This window comes from Streptomyces sp. NPDC054932 (assembly GCF_053610205.1).
Genome location: NZ_JBSGXU010000046.1, coordinates 16,156 through 30,564, shown reverse-complemented (window position 1 = coordinate 30,564; position 14,409 = coordinate 16,156). Strand labels below are relative to the sequence as shown.

Genomic DNA, 14,409 nt, shown 5'->3' with positions numbered 1-14,409 from the left:
CCGGTGCCGTCGAAACCGCCTCGGGTGAGGGGCTCCCGCTGCCCGGCTGCAGCACTCTCCTGGAGAAGGCCGGCGAGTTCCTCCACCGGATCCCATGGATGATTCACCTCGCCGGGCCTGTCGAGCGGTTCCCCGGGAGAGGGGTGCCGTACGTGCTCCGGCCGGCCCCAGAACGCCGAGGTCTCCGGCTGGGGGCGGACACCCTGGATGTCCGGGTACCCGTACGGCTCATACACGGGAGCTGCCGCCCGAGCACTCGCCGACAGCCGTGGCGGACGCTGCCGCGTTCCCCAACCGCCTGCCGAAGTCGGTCTGGATCACGCTCATCGTATGGAGGAAGTCCTCAAAGATCGAGGACGAGTAACTCAGATCGATTTCCAGACTCTCGTGTTCCAGCGTTGCGTTCCGGGTCACGCCGGAGCCGGCCGATCCCGGAATGAAAAGCCACTTCCCGATCCGGATCGCCCCGGAGTGAAAACTGCCTCCCTGTCCGTCTTCTTCCGCAGTCCTGCGGAAGAAGACGGGGAGCTTTGCTGTTGTCATATTCCATAAACGCTGTCGATGTTGGTCAGGGTATGCGCCATCCGGGTGATGGTGGCCGATGGGCAAGTGATGGGCCTGTCTTATCGGTTTCAACAGACAGATCAGACGAACAGCCGGAACGTTATTCCCGCTGCCGCGCCGCCCCCGTGACTCGGGTAGCCGATGAGCCTCGGATCGATTCAGGACTCCAGTGCGACGGACCGTCGCCTCCGCCCATCCGCCGGGCCGGCCGACGGCAATGCGTGTACGTCACCACGGCCGCCCTCCCGCTTGCCGAGTCCCGTCCGGCGGAGTCTCCCGTGCACGGAGGGACGCGTCTGCGCCTGTCGCCGACTCGTGCGCAGGCCGCCGTTGACGTTTCCCCCTCGGCGTCGAGCCCCGTCATCGGCTCCGTCGACTCCGCTCCCCCGGGCCTGGACGGCTACGCGGCCCGAAGAAGCGCGCCGACCTCAGACCTGGAGCCCGGAGGGTCGGCTGCGGCCCTCGTCCGACGCTCACAGCAGTCGACCGATCATCGGTAAATAGATCGAAACGCCAAGGCCGGCGGATTGCCGCGCATGGCTGCAATCGGGCGACAGGGCGCAACCAGGCATATGCCCCTGCGTTATGCCGATCGATCGCCGAGGCTCCGGTCCGGGCGGTCCTTGCAACTACAACCTTCGAAAGGACCAGCCGTGGGAGGCATCCTCCTGTGGATCGTGCTGATCTCCACCGCACTGGGCACAGTTTTCACCGCGTTGAACTCCTCGGGGGCCGGCCGTCTCTGGGTCGTGGACACCCTTGAGCTGAGGCGCCAACGACGCTTCAGGCAGGTTCTGTCCCTGCACGTAGACGCCACCCGGCTGTCTCGCCGGGAAGCCGCGGTGCCGGTATGGCCGGGGGAGGAGGCTGCCGGCGTCTCCGCATGCGGGTCGTTCATGAGCCATGTCGGCCACCCGTCCTACGGCAGGACGCCCCCTTGCTGGCGGCCGGCTCCACCCGCCGAACCACTGCAGCTCTGACGGCAGAGCGCTCGCGCCGGCTCCGACTTCGTCGCGTCCCGGGTTCCGGCGAGGCACGTGATGCAGGCACCCCGGGCGATGAGGCCCGGGGCGCAGTGAGGCCGCCGGAAGAACCTCGGCGAGAGTGCGTCCAGCGCCCGTCGCCTCGCTGTATTGCCCTCGCGAACCATGACCCGGAGAGCTCGGAGGAGTCGTACCTGAACGCCGCCCAATGGCACGCACCGAGGCCGCTCGGCCAGCCCTCCTGATCAAGTACACCCAGCGGAAAGGGCGGCCGATATCACTGAAAAACCCCGGCAATTCGTACATCGTCGGAGTGCGGTGAAAACCCCGGCAATTTACGCATCGATGAGCGGGCTTAAACCCCGGCAATTCGCACATCGCCACCCTCTCGCCGCCAAATGGGCTATGGTGGCCGACCTCATTCGCGCTCGATGTATTCCGTTCCGATTATCGAGGGGAAAGCCGAGACATATCTAAACTGAAAGAATTATCATCGACCTGTCATTGTGAAGGCCCTCTCCGTAATGGATGGGGCGCTTCCGCGGGGAAGGTCCATCCCTCCGAGACGTGCGGCGGACGAGGAAATTTCGTTGCACGGATCGGGGCTTCCGGATCATCTGGACACAGTCTGCGAGAAGGGTTGCGTGAGGATGCCCCCCTGCGGTGACCCGGCTGCTCGTGATCCATGGACTGCGGCACAACGGGTGGCGTACATGGTGCGGGCGGCGCTGATGAAGGCGATCCGCCGCCTGGCCGAAGCAGGCAGGGCTCGGTCGGCCACCCCGCCCTGCACCCAAATGAGCTCGATGCCGGCGCTTCAGGACGAATACAGGTCGGGTTTTTCCCTGCCCCTGCCCCTGCCTCCTCCAGCGAGCTCGGCGAACGACCTGCGCGAATGTCCATGGTGCCGATCCCTCGGCAGTCCCGAGACTCCTGGCCGATCCGGGCCCACTGAGGACTGTTAGAGCGATGACGCAGGAGCGGGGTCAGCCGCCCAGGGCCCGTACGCCCGCGGTGACGACCACGGCGGCCGCGACCACGATCAGGAACGGGGCGCGCAGCAGGAGCGCCAGCCCGGCGGCCGCGAGCCCGGCGGCACGGGCGTCGACGACGAGGGCGGACCCGGTGCTGAAGGTCTGCTGCGCGGTGAGTGCGGCGAGCAGGGCGACCGGCAGCAGGGCGGCCAGGCGGCGTACGAGCGGCCGCTCCAGGGCCCCGGCGGGCACGAGCAGCCCGGCGAGCTTGACGGCGTAGCAGCCGACGACGGTCAGTCCGATGGCGATCCAGACGTTCACGAGCGGCGTCCCTTCATCCACAGCACGACGGGGGCGGCCAGGGCGGCGATCAGCACGGGCACCCCGGCGGGCAGCACCGGGAGGAAGCCGAGCCCGAGGACCAGCGCGAGCGCCGCGACGGCCCGCTCGGTGGAGGTCTTCAGCATCGGCGCCAGCAGGGCCAGGAACACGGCGGGTCCGGCGGCGTCCAGCCCCCACGCCCTGGTGTCCCCGATGGCCTCGGCGCCGAGCGCGCCGAGCAGGGTGGTGAGGTTCCACAGCACGTAGAGGGTGAGCCCGGTGACGGTGAAGCCGAGCCGGGCCGACTTCCGGTCGGGCTGGGCCAGCGCGACGGCGGTGGTCTCGTCGATCACCCAGTGCGCAGCGAGGGGCCGCACGGGGCGGGGCAGCTTGAGCAGCTGCGACAGCCGCAGTCCGTAGAAGGCGTTGCGGGTCCCGAGGAAGAAGGCCCCGGCGGCGGCGGTGAACGGGTTCCCGCCCGCCGCGAGCGCCCCGACCAGGGCGAACTGCGAGGCGCCGGTGAAGACGAGCAGGCTCAGTACGCAGGCCTGCAGGGTGCTGATCCCGGCGCCGGCGGCGGTCACACCGAAGGCGAACCCGGACAGTCCGACGGCCACCCCGACCCCGAGCGCGTCCCGTACCACGGCGGCCTGCGGCCGCTCTTCGGGTGCCTGTGTCTCACGTATCCCTGGTGCTGTGACCAGCTGGTTCTCTCCCACGCCTCGAAACTATGCGAAGCCCGCCGAGGGGGTCTTGTACGTTCTTGCGCGCGCCCGGCGTCAGTCCCGCCGCCGCACCGGCTCGCCGAGCAGCCCGGTCAGCTCCCCCTCCACGACGGCCGCCAGGGGCGCCCCGAACACGCAGAGCGTGCCTTCCCAGGGGTGCCCGAACGTGCCGAAGCACAGGTCGGGGTCGAGGTAGAGGTAGTAGTCGCCGTCCGGGTAGGCCGAACCGGGCCACTTCGGGCGGCCGGGGCCGCCGACCCGGTGCGGGTCGAAGGCGTAGCCGATGTGCTGCCAGTCGAGCCAGTACAGCGTCCGGCCGGGCCGGGTGACGGCGCGCAGCGCGCGCCGGACGATCCGGCCGAGCTCGTCGAGGAGCTCGTCCCCGCCCCGGTCGATCGCGTCGAGCGACCAGGTGACGGAGGGTGCCGGCTCGTCGAAGCCGGGAAAGCGGCTGATGCTGGGCCGGAAGCCGAACTCCCGCTCCAGCCGTTCCCACACCGGTCCGTCGTCCGGCTCGCCGAGCAGCCGTCGCACGGGCCGCACGGGCGCGGGCGGCCCGGGCGGGTCCCGGCGGAAGGTGCGGACGGTGGTCAGCTCGCCGAAGCCGGCCGCCAGCAGCGCCGTGCGGAGGTCTCCGGCGGCCTCGGCGACGTAGTGGGTCGCCGGGCGGCCGGTCACGCGGGCGGCTTCCCCCAGCGCCCGCCAGGGCCGCAGGAGCTCGGGATGCGGCCCGGTCAGCCCGCCGAGGGAGACGAACGAGGTCCCCGGGACGCGCTCCGCCCACCCCGCGGCAGCCACCCGCCCCCGCTCCAGCAGCACGGTGGCGTCCGCCCGGCCGTAGGAGGGGCCACCGTCGGCCTCGAACTCGGCGAGGCTCTTGGCGTGCGGACCTGATGCGGCTGCCAGCTCGCGGGCCGCCGCCCACCAAGCCGGGTCCTCGGTACCGCTGTTGAGGGACCGGCCCCCCGGCCGCCGACCGTCGGGGCCGTCCGGGTCGTCGGGGCCGTCAGGAGTCAGCTCCGCGAACTCGGCGGCCAGCAGCGAGCGCTCGGGCCCGGGCGTGAATCCCGCAGCGGCCAGCGCCCCGGCCAGACCGGGCGTCTCCGTGCCGTACACGTTCCACCGCGCGGGCTCCCCCCGCGCCGCGAAGGCTTCGCGCTGGCGCAGGACCAGCGCGTCGAGGTCCGGCACGCAGGCAGGGAGCGGTGGGTGCTCCACCGTCCCGTGTGTGCCGTAGTGGGTGCGGACGAGGGGTCCGTCCCGCTCGACCACGGCGCCGATCGGCGGCCACTCGGGCACCCGCCCCCGCACCTGCGCGTTGTAGCGCGCCAGCACTCCCCCGACGTCCATGATCGCCGGCCTAGACGGCCCGCTCCCGCCGGTACGCGCCCGGCGGGACGCCCACGATCCGGGTGAAGTGCCGGTTCAGGTGGGGCTGGTCGGTGAAGCCGACGGTGACGGCCGCCTCCGCCGGCGGGGTGCCCGCGTCGAGGAGCCGGCGCGCCCGGCGGACCCGGGCGTCGGTCAGCCAGGTGTGCGGCGGCATCCCGTACCGCTCCCGGAAGGCCCGCAGCAGGGCGAAGGGACTCGTACCCAGCTCCGCCGCGAGCTGCTCCAGCGACGGCGGGTCGGCCATGCGCTCCTGCAGTACGGCCCGGGCCGCCGCCGCGTCCGCGCCGCCCGCGCCCTGCACCGTACGGGAGGGCATCGGGCCGGCGTGCCGGGTCAGCATCCGTGCCACCAGGCCCCGCAGCAGCGTGTCGGCGGCCAGTGCGTTCCCCGCCTCCGCGGCCCGGTGGATCTCGGTGATCGCGCGGGCGCCCTGCGGGTCGGCGACCATGTCTGCGGTGAAGCCCGGGGTGCCGCGCAGGATGCCGATCTCGTCGGCGACCTCGGTGATCAGGTCGCGCGAGGGGTAGAGGGTGGCGTAGGCCCAGCCTTCGGGCACCCCGGCGCGCGCGGTGTGCGGCACCTCGGGGTTGATCAGGACGATACTGCCCGGTCCGGCGTGCACGACGTGGCCGGGCAGTCCTATCTCCTCGACGCCGCCGGTGACCGCCGCGATGACGTACCCGTCGTGCGCGTGGCGCGGGAAGGTGTGGCGCACGTAGTGGGCTCGCAGCAGATCCAGCCCCGGCAGTTCCGCGTACTGCCAGTGCCGTGCCCACTCCCGGCGGCCCCCGGCGCCCTCTTCCGTCCCCATCCCCCCATTCTGCGCCCCCGCGCCGTCTCGCGTTTCCCCAGGTCCGACCCGTTGTCAGTGGCCGGGTGCACGATGGGGGCATGGCAGGCGCTGCGCTCGACTCGTTCTCCCCCGCGACCCGCTCGTGGTTCACGGGGGCCTTTGTCACGCCCACCACCGCGCAGGAGGGCGCCTGGCGGGCCATCGGGGAGGGCTCGGACGTGCTGGTGGTGGCCCCCACCGGCTCCGGCAAGACCCTGGCCGCTTTCCTCGCCGCCCTCGACCGGCTGGCTTCGGCCCCGCCGCCCGCCGAGCCGAAGAAGCGCTGCCGCGTGCTCTATGTGTCGCCCCTGAAGGCGCTGGCCGTCGACGTGGAGCGCAATCTCCGCAGCCCGCTGACCGGGATCCGCCAGGAGTCGGTCCGCCTCGGCCTGCCCGAGCCGGACATCCGGGTGGGGATCCGCTCCGGCGACACCCCGCCCGCCGAGCGGCGGGCGCTGGCCACGCGCCCGCCGGACATCCTCATCACCACGCCCGAGTCCCTGTTCCTGATGCTGACCTCGGCGGCCCGGGAGGCCCTCGCCGGGATCGAGACGGTGATCCTGGACGAGGTGCACGCGGTCGCGGGGACCAAGCGCGGCGCCCATCTCGCCCTCTCCCTGGAGCGGCTGGACGAGCTGCTGCCGCGCCCGGCGCGCCGGATCGGGCTGTCGGCGACGGTCCGGCCGGTGGACGAGGTGGCCCGGTACCTCGCACCGCGCGGCAAGGTGGAGATCGTCCAGCCTCCGTCGGCCAAGGAGTTCGACCTGTCGGTGGTCGTCCCGGTGCAGGACATGGGCGAGTTGGGCGGCTCGCCCGCGACCGAGGGCAGGGAGGGCGGGGACAAGCCGTCGATCTGGCCGCATGTGGAGGAGCGGATCGCCGACCTGGTGCAGGCGCACCGCTCGACGATCGTGTTCGCCAACTCCCGCCGGCTCGCCGAGCGGCTGTGCAACCGGCTCAACGAGATCGCGTACGAGCGCGCCCTGGGCGAGAAGCTGCCGGAGGGCAAGCCGCCGGCCGAGATCATGGCCCAGTCGGGTGCCGCCCTCGGCGCACCGCCGCTGCTGGCCCGCGCGCACCACGGCTCGGTCTCCAAGGAGCAGCGGGCACTGGTGGAGGAGGACCTGAAGGCGGGCCGGCTGCCCGCCGTGGTCGCCACCTCCAGCCTGGAGCTGGGCATCGACATGGGTGCGGTGGACCTGGTGGTGCAGGTGGAGTCCCCGCCGTCGGTGGCCTCCGGGCTGCAGCGGGTGGGCCGGGCCGGGCACCAGGTGGGCGCCGTCTCCACCGGGGTGGTCTTCCCCAAGTACCGCGGGGACCTGGTGCAGGCGGCGGTGGTCACCGAGCGGATGCGCACGGGGGCGATCGAGTCGCTGCGGGTGCCCTCCAACCCGCTCGACGTCCTGGCGCAGCAGCTGGTCGCGATGGTCGCGATGGACACCTGGCAGCTGGACGACCTGCTCGCCCTGGTGCGGCGGGCGGCGCCCTTCGCGGCGCTGCCGGAATCGGCGTTCACCGCGGTGCTGGACATGCTGGCCGGGCGCTATCCCTCGGACGCGTTCGCCGAGCTCAGGCCGCGGGTGGTGTGGGACCGGGTGGCGGGGACGATCACGGGCCGGCCGGGGGCCCAGCGCCTCGCGGTCACCTCGGGCGGCACGATCCCCGACCGTGGTCTCTTCGGTGTCTTCCTCGCGGGCTCCGACCCCAAGAAGGGCGGCGGCCGGGTCGGCGAGCTCGATGAGGAGATGGTCTACGAGTCCCGGGTCGGGGACGTCTTCACCCTGGGCACCACCTCGTGGCGGATCGAGGACATCACCCGCGACCGGGTCCTGGTCACCCCCGCCCCCGGAGTGCCCGGCCGGCTGCCGTTCTGGAAGGGCGACCAGCTCGGCCGCCCGCTCGAACTGGGCCGCGCGGTCGGCGCGTTCCTGCGCGAGCTCGGCGCTCTGACCGAGGAGGACGCCCGGCTGCGGCTGCTGGCGGCCGGCCTGGACGCCTGGGCCGCCGAGAACGTCCTGGCGTACCTCGCCGAGCAGCGCGAGGCCTGCGGCCACGTCCCCGACGACCGGACCATCGTGGTGGAGCGGTTCCGCGACGAGCTGGGCGACTGGCGCGTCGTGGTCCACTCCCCTTTCGGCGCGCAGGTGCACGCCCCGTGGGCGCTGGCGCTCGGCGCCCGCCTCGCCGAGAAGTACGGCATGGACGCCCAGGTGATGCACGCGGACGACGGGATCGTGCTCCGGCTCCCCGACGCGGACCTGCTGTCCATGGACCTCCTGGACCACGACCCGGCCGCTCCGCACGCGTTCGAGTTCGACGACGAGAAGGCCCCGCTGGGTGCGGCCGATGTCGCCTTCGACCACGGTGACGTCAACCAGATCGTCACCGACCAGGTCGGCGGCTCCGCGCTGTTCGCCTCGCGCTTCCGCGAGTGCGCGGCCCGCGCCCTGCTGCTGCCGCGCCGGAGCCCCGGCCGGCGCACCCCGCTGTGGCAGCAGCGCCAGCGCGCCTCCCAACTGCTCCAGGTGGCCTCGGAGTTCGGATCCTTCCCGATCGTGCTGGAAGCCGTGCGCGAGTGCCTCCAGGACGTCTTCGACGTGCCCGGCCTGACCGAGCTGATGGGGGACATCGAGGCGCGCCGCGTGCGGCTGGTCGAGGTCACCACCCCGGAGCCCTCCCCCTTCGCCCGTTCCCTGCTCTTCGGGTATGTGGCCCAGTTCCTCTACGAGGGCGACTCGCCCCTGGCCGAGCGCAGGGCGGCCGCGCTGTCGCTGGACTCGCGGCTGCTGGCCGAGCTGCTCGGCCAGGCGGAGCTGCGCGAACTGCTCGACGCGCAGGTGCTGGAGGAGCTGGAGCGGGAGCTCCAGTGGCTCACGGAGGACCGGCGGGCCAAGGATCCCGAGTCGGTGGCCGACCTGCTGCGCCTGCTGGGCCCGCTGACGCAGGACCAGCTGACCGAGCGCGGGGCCGATCCGGCCTGGGCCCGCGAGCTCGCAGCGGCCCGCCGCGCCATCCCGGTCAGGATCGGCGGCGCGGACCACTGGGCGGCGATCGAGGACGCGGGCCGGCTGCGGGACGCGCTGGGCACGGCGCTGCCCGTCGGCGTCCCGGAGGCGTTCACCGAGCCGGTGAAGGACCCGCTCGGTGACCTGCTGGCCCGGTACGCCCGCACCCACGGCCCCTTCACCACGGCCGCGGTCGCCCACCGCTTCGGCCTGGGCGCTGCGGTGACCGAGGGCGCCCTGCACCGGCTGGCCGCGGCCGGCCGGGTGGTGCAGGGCGAATTCCACCCGGCGGGCATCGGCCAGGAATGGTGCGACGCGACGGTGCTGCGCAGGCTCCGCCGCCGTTCCCTCGCCGCGCTCCGCCAGGAGCTGGAACCGGTGCCGCCGACCTCGCTGGCCACCTTCCTGCCGCAGTGGCAGCACTTGGGCGGGGCTCTGCGCGGCCTCGACGGCCTGGCCCGGGCGGTCGAGCAGCTGCAGGGAGCCCCGGTGCCGGCCTCGGCGCTGGAGCGCCTGATCCTCCCGTCCCGGGTGGCGGGGTACTCCCCCGGCCTCCTGGACGAGCTGACCACCGCGGGCGAGGTGGTCTGGGCGGGCGCGGGCGCCCTCCCGGGCAAGGACGGCTGGGTCTCGCTCTACCTGGCGGAGTCGGCCCCGCTGCTGCTGCCCCCGCCGCACCCGCTGGAGCAGACCCCCCTCCACCAGGCGGTGCTGGCATCGCTCGCGGGCGGGTACGGGCTGTTCTTCCGGCAGATCGCGCAGTCCATCCGTGCCGAGTTCCCCGAGGTGTCCGACGTCGCTCTCTCCGAGGCCGTCTGGGACCTGGCCTGGTCGGGCCGGCTCACCAACGACACCCTGGCCCCGTTGCGCTCGCTGCTCGGCTCGGGCCGCACGGCGGGCTCGACGGCCCACCGGGCCCGGCGCACGGTCCCCCGCGGCCGGTACGGCACCCTCAGCGCGACCGTGTCCCGCACCGGCCCGCCGACGGTCTCAGGGCGCTGGTCCCTGCTGCCGTCCGCGGCGCCCGACCCGACCCACCGGGCCCATGCCCTGGCCCGCACCCTGCTGGACCGGCACGGGGTGGTGACCCGCGGTGCGGTCGCCGCGGAAGGGGTGGAGGGCGGCTTCAGCGCGGTCTACCGCGTCCTGTCGGCCTTCGAGGACAGCGGCCAGGCCCGCCGAGGCTATGTGGTCGAGGGACTGGGCGCGGCCCAGTTCGCGATGGACGGCGCGGTGGACCGCCTGCGGGCCGCCGAGCGGACCCCGCCGCCGCTGGCGGCGGTGGTGCTGGCGGCCGCCGACCCGGCGAACGCCTACGGCGCGGCCCTGCCCTGGCCCGAGCCCCCGGCCGGGGCCACCCACAAGCCGGGCCGCAAGGCGGGCTCCCTGGTCGTCCTGGTGGACGGGGAGCTCACTCTGTACCTGGAGCGCGGCGGCAAGACCCTGCTGGCCTGGCCCGCCCCGGAGGATCCGCGGCTCGCGGCGGCCACGGCCGCCCTGGCGGCCGCCTCCCGCGCGGGCACGCTCCCGGCCCTGACGGTGGAAAGGATCAATGCCGCGGCAGCGCTGACCTCGCCGCTGGGCCCGCCTCTGGAGGCGGCCGGCTTCCATGCCACCCCGAGGGGTTTGCGCATGCGCTCCTGAGGGCCGCTGCTGACAGCCGCAAACGGTCCCGACTGTCCCGCTCTCGTCCTGAGCATGTCACAGGGCCGTTGCCGAGGGCCTCTGAGCTGGCCGATCCGCTTACTCATCCTTTATCAAGATGATCACATGCGTTGCATTGGCAATGCACAGTCATGGGGGACGAGAAGAGTGAGCACCATCAGCATGCGCAACACCACCCTCGGCGCGGTCGGCCTCGCGGTCATCGGCAGTCTGGCCCTGACCGGCTGCAAGAACGGCAACGAAGAACTCCCGGCCCAGCCGGCCGCGTCCAGCCCGGGCGGCGTCTCACCCACGCCCGGCGCCTCGGCCGGCGCCTCGTCCAGCCCCTCGGCCGGCGGCAGCCAGGCCCCCGCCGGGGCAGCGGGCACGGCGCAGTCCGGCCAGGTCTTCAAGATCGGCGAAGCGGCGCAGGTCCCGTACGACTACGGCGACTTCAAGGGCAGCCGGCTCGCCCTCACCGTCACCGCCGTCGAACAGGGCACCCCCGCCGACCTGGAGGGGCTGGGCCTCGGCGACAAGGCGAACGGGAAGGTCCCGTACTACATCCGCTACACCGTCAAGAACGTCGGCACCACCGACATGTCGTACGCGGCGGTCGGTCACATGAGGGGCCTGCTCGGCGACGGCACCGAGGCCCAGAGCCTGGCGGTCATCGGCAAGTTCGAGAAGTGCAAGGAGGAGTCCATGCCGAAGGGCTTCACCAACGGCCGGACCCAGACCACTTGCTCCATCGCCCTCGCCCCGTCGGCCCAGGTGAAGGTCGCCGGCGCCGAGTACTGGGGCAACCCGTACAACGCGATGAGCAACGGCAAGGGCATCGCCTGGAAGTAGTCCCGACCCCAGGACCCTGCGGCAGGCCCGGCCGCCGCAGGGCCCCGGGGAGCGCACAATGAGGGCATGCCCGAAGGCGACAGCATCCGGCGCGCGGCGACCCGGCTCCACGCCGCCCTGGCAGGCCGCACGCTCACCCGCAGCGACCTGCGCGTCCCCCGCTTCGCCACCGCCGACCTCACCGGCCGCGTCACCCTCGACGTCACCCCCCGCGGCAAACACCTCCTCGCCCGCTTCGAGGGCGGCCTCACCCTGCACAGCCACCTCCGCATGGACGGCGCCTGGCACGTCTTCACCTCCGGCGAGAAGTGGCACGGCGGACCCGCGTACGAGATCCGGGCCGTCCTCGGCACGGCCGACCACACCGCCGTCGGCTACCGCCTCCCCGTCCTGGAGCTGATCCGCACCGCCGAGGAGGACCGCGTCGTGGGCCACCTCGGCCCCGACGTCCTCGGCCCGGACTGGGATCCCGACCTCGCCGCCGCCCATCTCCTCGCCGCCCCCGAGCGGGCCCTCGGCGAGGCCCTGCTCGACCAGCGCAACCTCGCCGGGATCGGCAACATCTACAAGGCCGAGCTCTGCTTCCTCGCCCAGGTCACCCCGTGGACCCCGGTCGGCGCGCTCCCCGGGGCGGCCCTCCCCCGGCTGGCCTCCGCCGCGCACCGCCTGCTGTCCGCGAACACCGGGGAGCGGCCGGGCCCCCGCAACACGACCGGGAGCCGCCGCCCGGGCCAGGACCTCTTCGTCTACGGCCGCACGCACCGCCCCTGCCTGCGCTGCGGCACTCCCGTCCGCGAGGCCCCGCAGGACGGCCGCCCCACCTACTGGTGCCCCCGCTGCCAGTCGGGACCGACCCCGTAGGACGTGTCGGGGCGTCAGGAAGCGCACGGACACGACCGGAAGCACCCGGACAGCGGCCGGGCACACCGATTGACGGTCCGTCAGATCCAGTCGTACGGTCCCCGCATGCCCACACCCACAGCCCCGTACGGTCTCACCGGCCGCACCGCCCTGATCACCGGCGCCGCCAGCGGCATCGGCCGCGCCACCGCCGTCCTCCTCGCCGAGGCGGGAGCCCACGTGCACTGCGCGGACCGCGACGAGCAGGGCCTCACCGAGACGGCCGCCCTCGTCACCAAGGCCGGCGGCGCCGCCACCGTCCACCCCCTCGACGTCACCGACCGGGCCGCCCTCCGGGCTGCCGTGACCGCGGCGGGCCCGCTCGACATCACGGCCGCCATCGCCGGGGTCATGCACACGAGCAGCGTCCTGGAGACCGCCGACGAGGACCTCGACCGGATCCTGGACATCAATTTCAAGGGGGTCCTGCGCACCTGCCAGGAGGCCGCCCGCTCCATGATCGCCGCAGGCCGCCCCGGCTCGATCGTCACCATGGCCTCGGGGGCCGTGGACGCCGCCCAGCCCGGCCTGCTCTGCTACAGCGCCGCCAAGGCCGCCGTCGTCCAGCTGACCAAGACCCTCGCCACCGAGGCGGGCCCGCACGGCATACGGGTCAACGCCGTCGCCCCGGGGTGGATCCGCACCCCGATGACCGGCCGCCACAGCCCCGAGGTCCAGGAACAGACCGAGGCGGCGATGGTCCGCATGTCCCCGCTGCGCCGGGTCGGCGAGCCCGAGGACATCGCCCGGGCCGTGCTCTACCTGGCCTCGGACGCCTCGTCCTTCATGACGGGCCAGATCCTTCGCCCGAACGGTGGGGTGTCCATGCCCTGGTAGCCCCGTCGGCCGCCCGCAGCGACGTCGACCGCCGTGCCTTCCGCACCGGGCCCGGCACACAGTGCACCGGCAGCAGCCCGAGCCCCCAGCCGCCCACTGCCACCGCGCCCTCCACGGCCCCGGCCTCGGCGGGCACCAGCAGCAGCCGCAGCACGGCCCACCACCACAGCGCCCCCACCGTCAGCGCGAGGGCCGACACCGCGGGTATCCGCAGCAACCGCCGCACGGGCCACCTCCCAGGGGCCGGAACCCGGACGGCCCCATCCTCCCGCACCCCCCGCGCCACCGCACCCAGAACGGCCGGGAGCCCCGGCCGGTGCACCAGGCACCGGCCGGGGCTCCGGCCACGCTCAAACACGCACAAGCTCGCTCACGCGGCTACGACATTCACCGCTTCCGCAGGCGCCTTGATGGTCACCCGCTCCGGTCCACCCGTGACCGAAGCCATGGAGACCGAATTGAGCATCGGGCGTACCGGCACACTCACCGGTTCGCTTGCCGCGGCCGACTGTGCCAGCTCGGCCAGCGACAATTCGTCACTGACTTCGCGCATCAGCTCGGACATCCGTACGTCCAACGCGTCGCAGATCGCGGAGAGCAGCTCGGAGGATGCCTCCTTCTGCCCCCGCTCCACCTCGGAGAGATAGCCGAGAGAAACTCGGGCCGACGAGGAGACTTCGCGCAGAGTACGGCCCTGGCGCTGGCGCTGCCGACGCAGCACGTCACCCAGCAGGCGACGGAGCAGAATCATCGGTGGCTCCCTCCTCTGACCGTGTAGCCGCATCCTTCACGCCCCACCGTACCGCCTCGCGCCGCGGCCGTGCGGGGAGCGATGTCGTGTTCACTCAGGGCTGCAAACATCAAATCCCCCCGTTCTGTTCCGTATCCTGCCTCCGCGCATTCTCACGGAGTTGGTCCGAGAGAAGCCCGAGCACTGTGCGTGCACTCTCCCTACGGATTTCCGCGCGGGAGCCTTTCAACCTCAGACGGACCGTTTTCCTGCCCCCCGGACCGTCCACGGCGACGAAAACGGTGCCTACCGGCTGCCCGTCCTGGGGCTCCGGACCGGCCACCCCGGTGGTCGCGATTCCCCACGAAGCGCCCATCACCCGTCGCACTCCGGCCGCCATCTCCCCCGCGACCTGCGCGTTCACCGCGCCTTCGGCCTGAAGCAGTCCCGCGTCCACCCCGAGGACCAGGTGCTTGATCTCCGTCGCGTACGCCGTGACCGAGCCGCGGAATGACCGGGAAGCGCCGGGGACGGCCGTGAGTTCGGCGGCCACCATGCCGCCGGTCAGCGATTCGGCAACAGCGAGGGTCTGGTCACTCTCCGCAAGCAGGCGCAGCGCATCCGCAGCCACTCCCACCGCTTCCACCGCT

At 72.9% G+C, this 14,409-nt stretch carries 11 protein-coding genes; 4 read left to right on the top strand and 7 right to left on the bottom strand.

Features of this window, described 5'->3' with window-relative positions:
* Nucleotides 1-228: 228 nt before the first annotated feature.
* From ACWGE1_RS15535 to ACWGE1_RS15515, 5 genes are all read right to left on the bottom strand, one after another.
* Nucleotides 229-543, bottom strand: a complete 315-nt coding sequence (locus ACWGE1_RS15535) for a hypothetical protein (protein ID WP_453421019.1) — start codon at nt 541-543, stop codon at nt 229-231.
* Between the two features lie 1,990 nt (nt 544-2,533).
* Nucleotides 2,534-2,842, bottom strand: a complete 309-nt coding sequence (locus ACWGE1_RS15530; RefSeq protein WP_327737746.1) for an AzlD domain-containing protein — start codon at nt 2,840-2,842, stop codon at nt 2,534-2,536.
* Nucleotides 2,839-3,486 carry an AzlC family ABC transporter permease gene (locus ACWGE1_RS15525; RefSeq protein ID WP_453421037.1) on the bottom strand — a complete coding sequence of 216 codons (648 nt, stop codon included), beginning with the start codon at nt 3,484-3,486 and terminating at the stop codon, nt 2,839-2,841. The genes ACWGE1_RS15530 and ACWGE1_RS15525 overlap by 4 nt, the downstream gene beginning before the upstream one ends.
* Nucleotides 3,487-3,621: 135 nt before the next feature.
* Nucleotides 3,622-4,917: a DUF2716 domain-containing protein gene (locus ACWGE1_RS15520; protein ID WP_453421018.1), complete on the bottom strand. Its 1,296-nt coding sequence runs from the start codon at nt 4,915-4,917 to the stop codon at nt 3,622-3,624.
* A 10-nt stretch (nt 4,918-4,927) separates the two neighbouring features.
* Nucleotides 4,928-5,770: an AraC family transcriptional regulator gene (locus tag ACWGE1_RS15515; protein WP_453421017.1), complete on the bottom strand. Its 843-nt coding sequence runs from the start codon at nt 5,768-5,770 to the stop codon at nt 4,928-4,930.
* Between the two features lie 80 nt (nt 5,771-5,850).
* Here ACWGE1_RS15515 and ACWGE1_RS15510 point away from each other — a divergent pair, with 80 nt between their 5' ends.
* From ACWGE1_RS15510 to ACWGE1_RS15495, 4 genes are all read left to right on the top strand, one after another.
* On the top strand, nt 5,851-10,440 hold the full coding sequence (locus tag ACWGE1_RS15510) for an ATP-dependent helicase (RefSeq protein ID WP_453421016.1): 4,590 nt from the start codon (nt 5,851-5,853) through the stop codon (nt 10,438-10,440).
* A 168-nt stretch (nt 10,441-10,608) separates the two neighbouring features.
* A complete protein-coding gene (locus ACWGE1_RS15505; protein ID WP_453421015.1) occupies nt 10,609-11,292 on the top strand; it encodes a hypothetical protein in 684 nt (227 codons plus the stop codon).
* A 66-nt stretch (nt 11,293-11,358) separates the two neighbouring features.
* Complete coding sequence (locus ACWGE1_RS15500) at nt 11,359-12,153, top strand: Fpg/Nei family DNA glycosylase (RefSeq protein WP_453421014.1); 795 nt, start codon at nt 11,359-11,361, stop codon at nt 12,151-12,153.
* A gap of 105 nt (nt 12,154-12,258) precedes the next feature.
* On the top strand, nt 12,259-13,029 hold the full coding sequence (locus ACWGE1_RS15495) for an SDR family NAD(P)-dependent oxidoreductase (RefSeq protein ID WP_453421013.1): 771 nt from the start codon (nt 12,259-12,261) through the stop codon (nt 13,027-13,029).
* Nucleotides 13,030-13,399: 370 nt separating this feature from the next.
* On the opposite strand, the gene ACWGE1_RS15490 is transcribed toward ACWGE1_RS15495, so the two are convergent.
* Both ACWGE1_RS15490 and ACWGE1_RS15485 read right to left on the bottom strand, forming a co-directional pair.
* A complete protein-coding gene (locus ACWGE1_RS15490; protein WP_030012484.1) occupies nt 13,400-13,780 on the bottom strand; it encodes a helix-turn-helix domain-containing protein in 381 nt (126 codons plus the stop codon).
* A gap of 109 nt (nt 13,781-13,889) precedes the next feature.
* A complete protein-coding gene (locus tag ACWGE1_RS15485; protein ID WP_453421036.1) occupies nt 13,890-14,405 on the bottom strand; it encodes a CinA family protein in 516 nt (171 codons plus the stop codon).
* Nucleotides 14,406-14,409 lie beyond the last annotated feature (4 nt).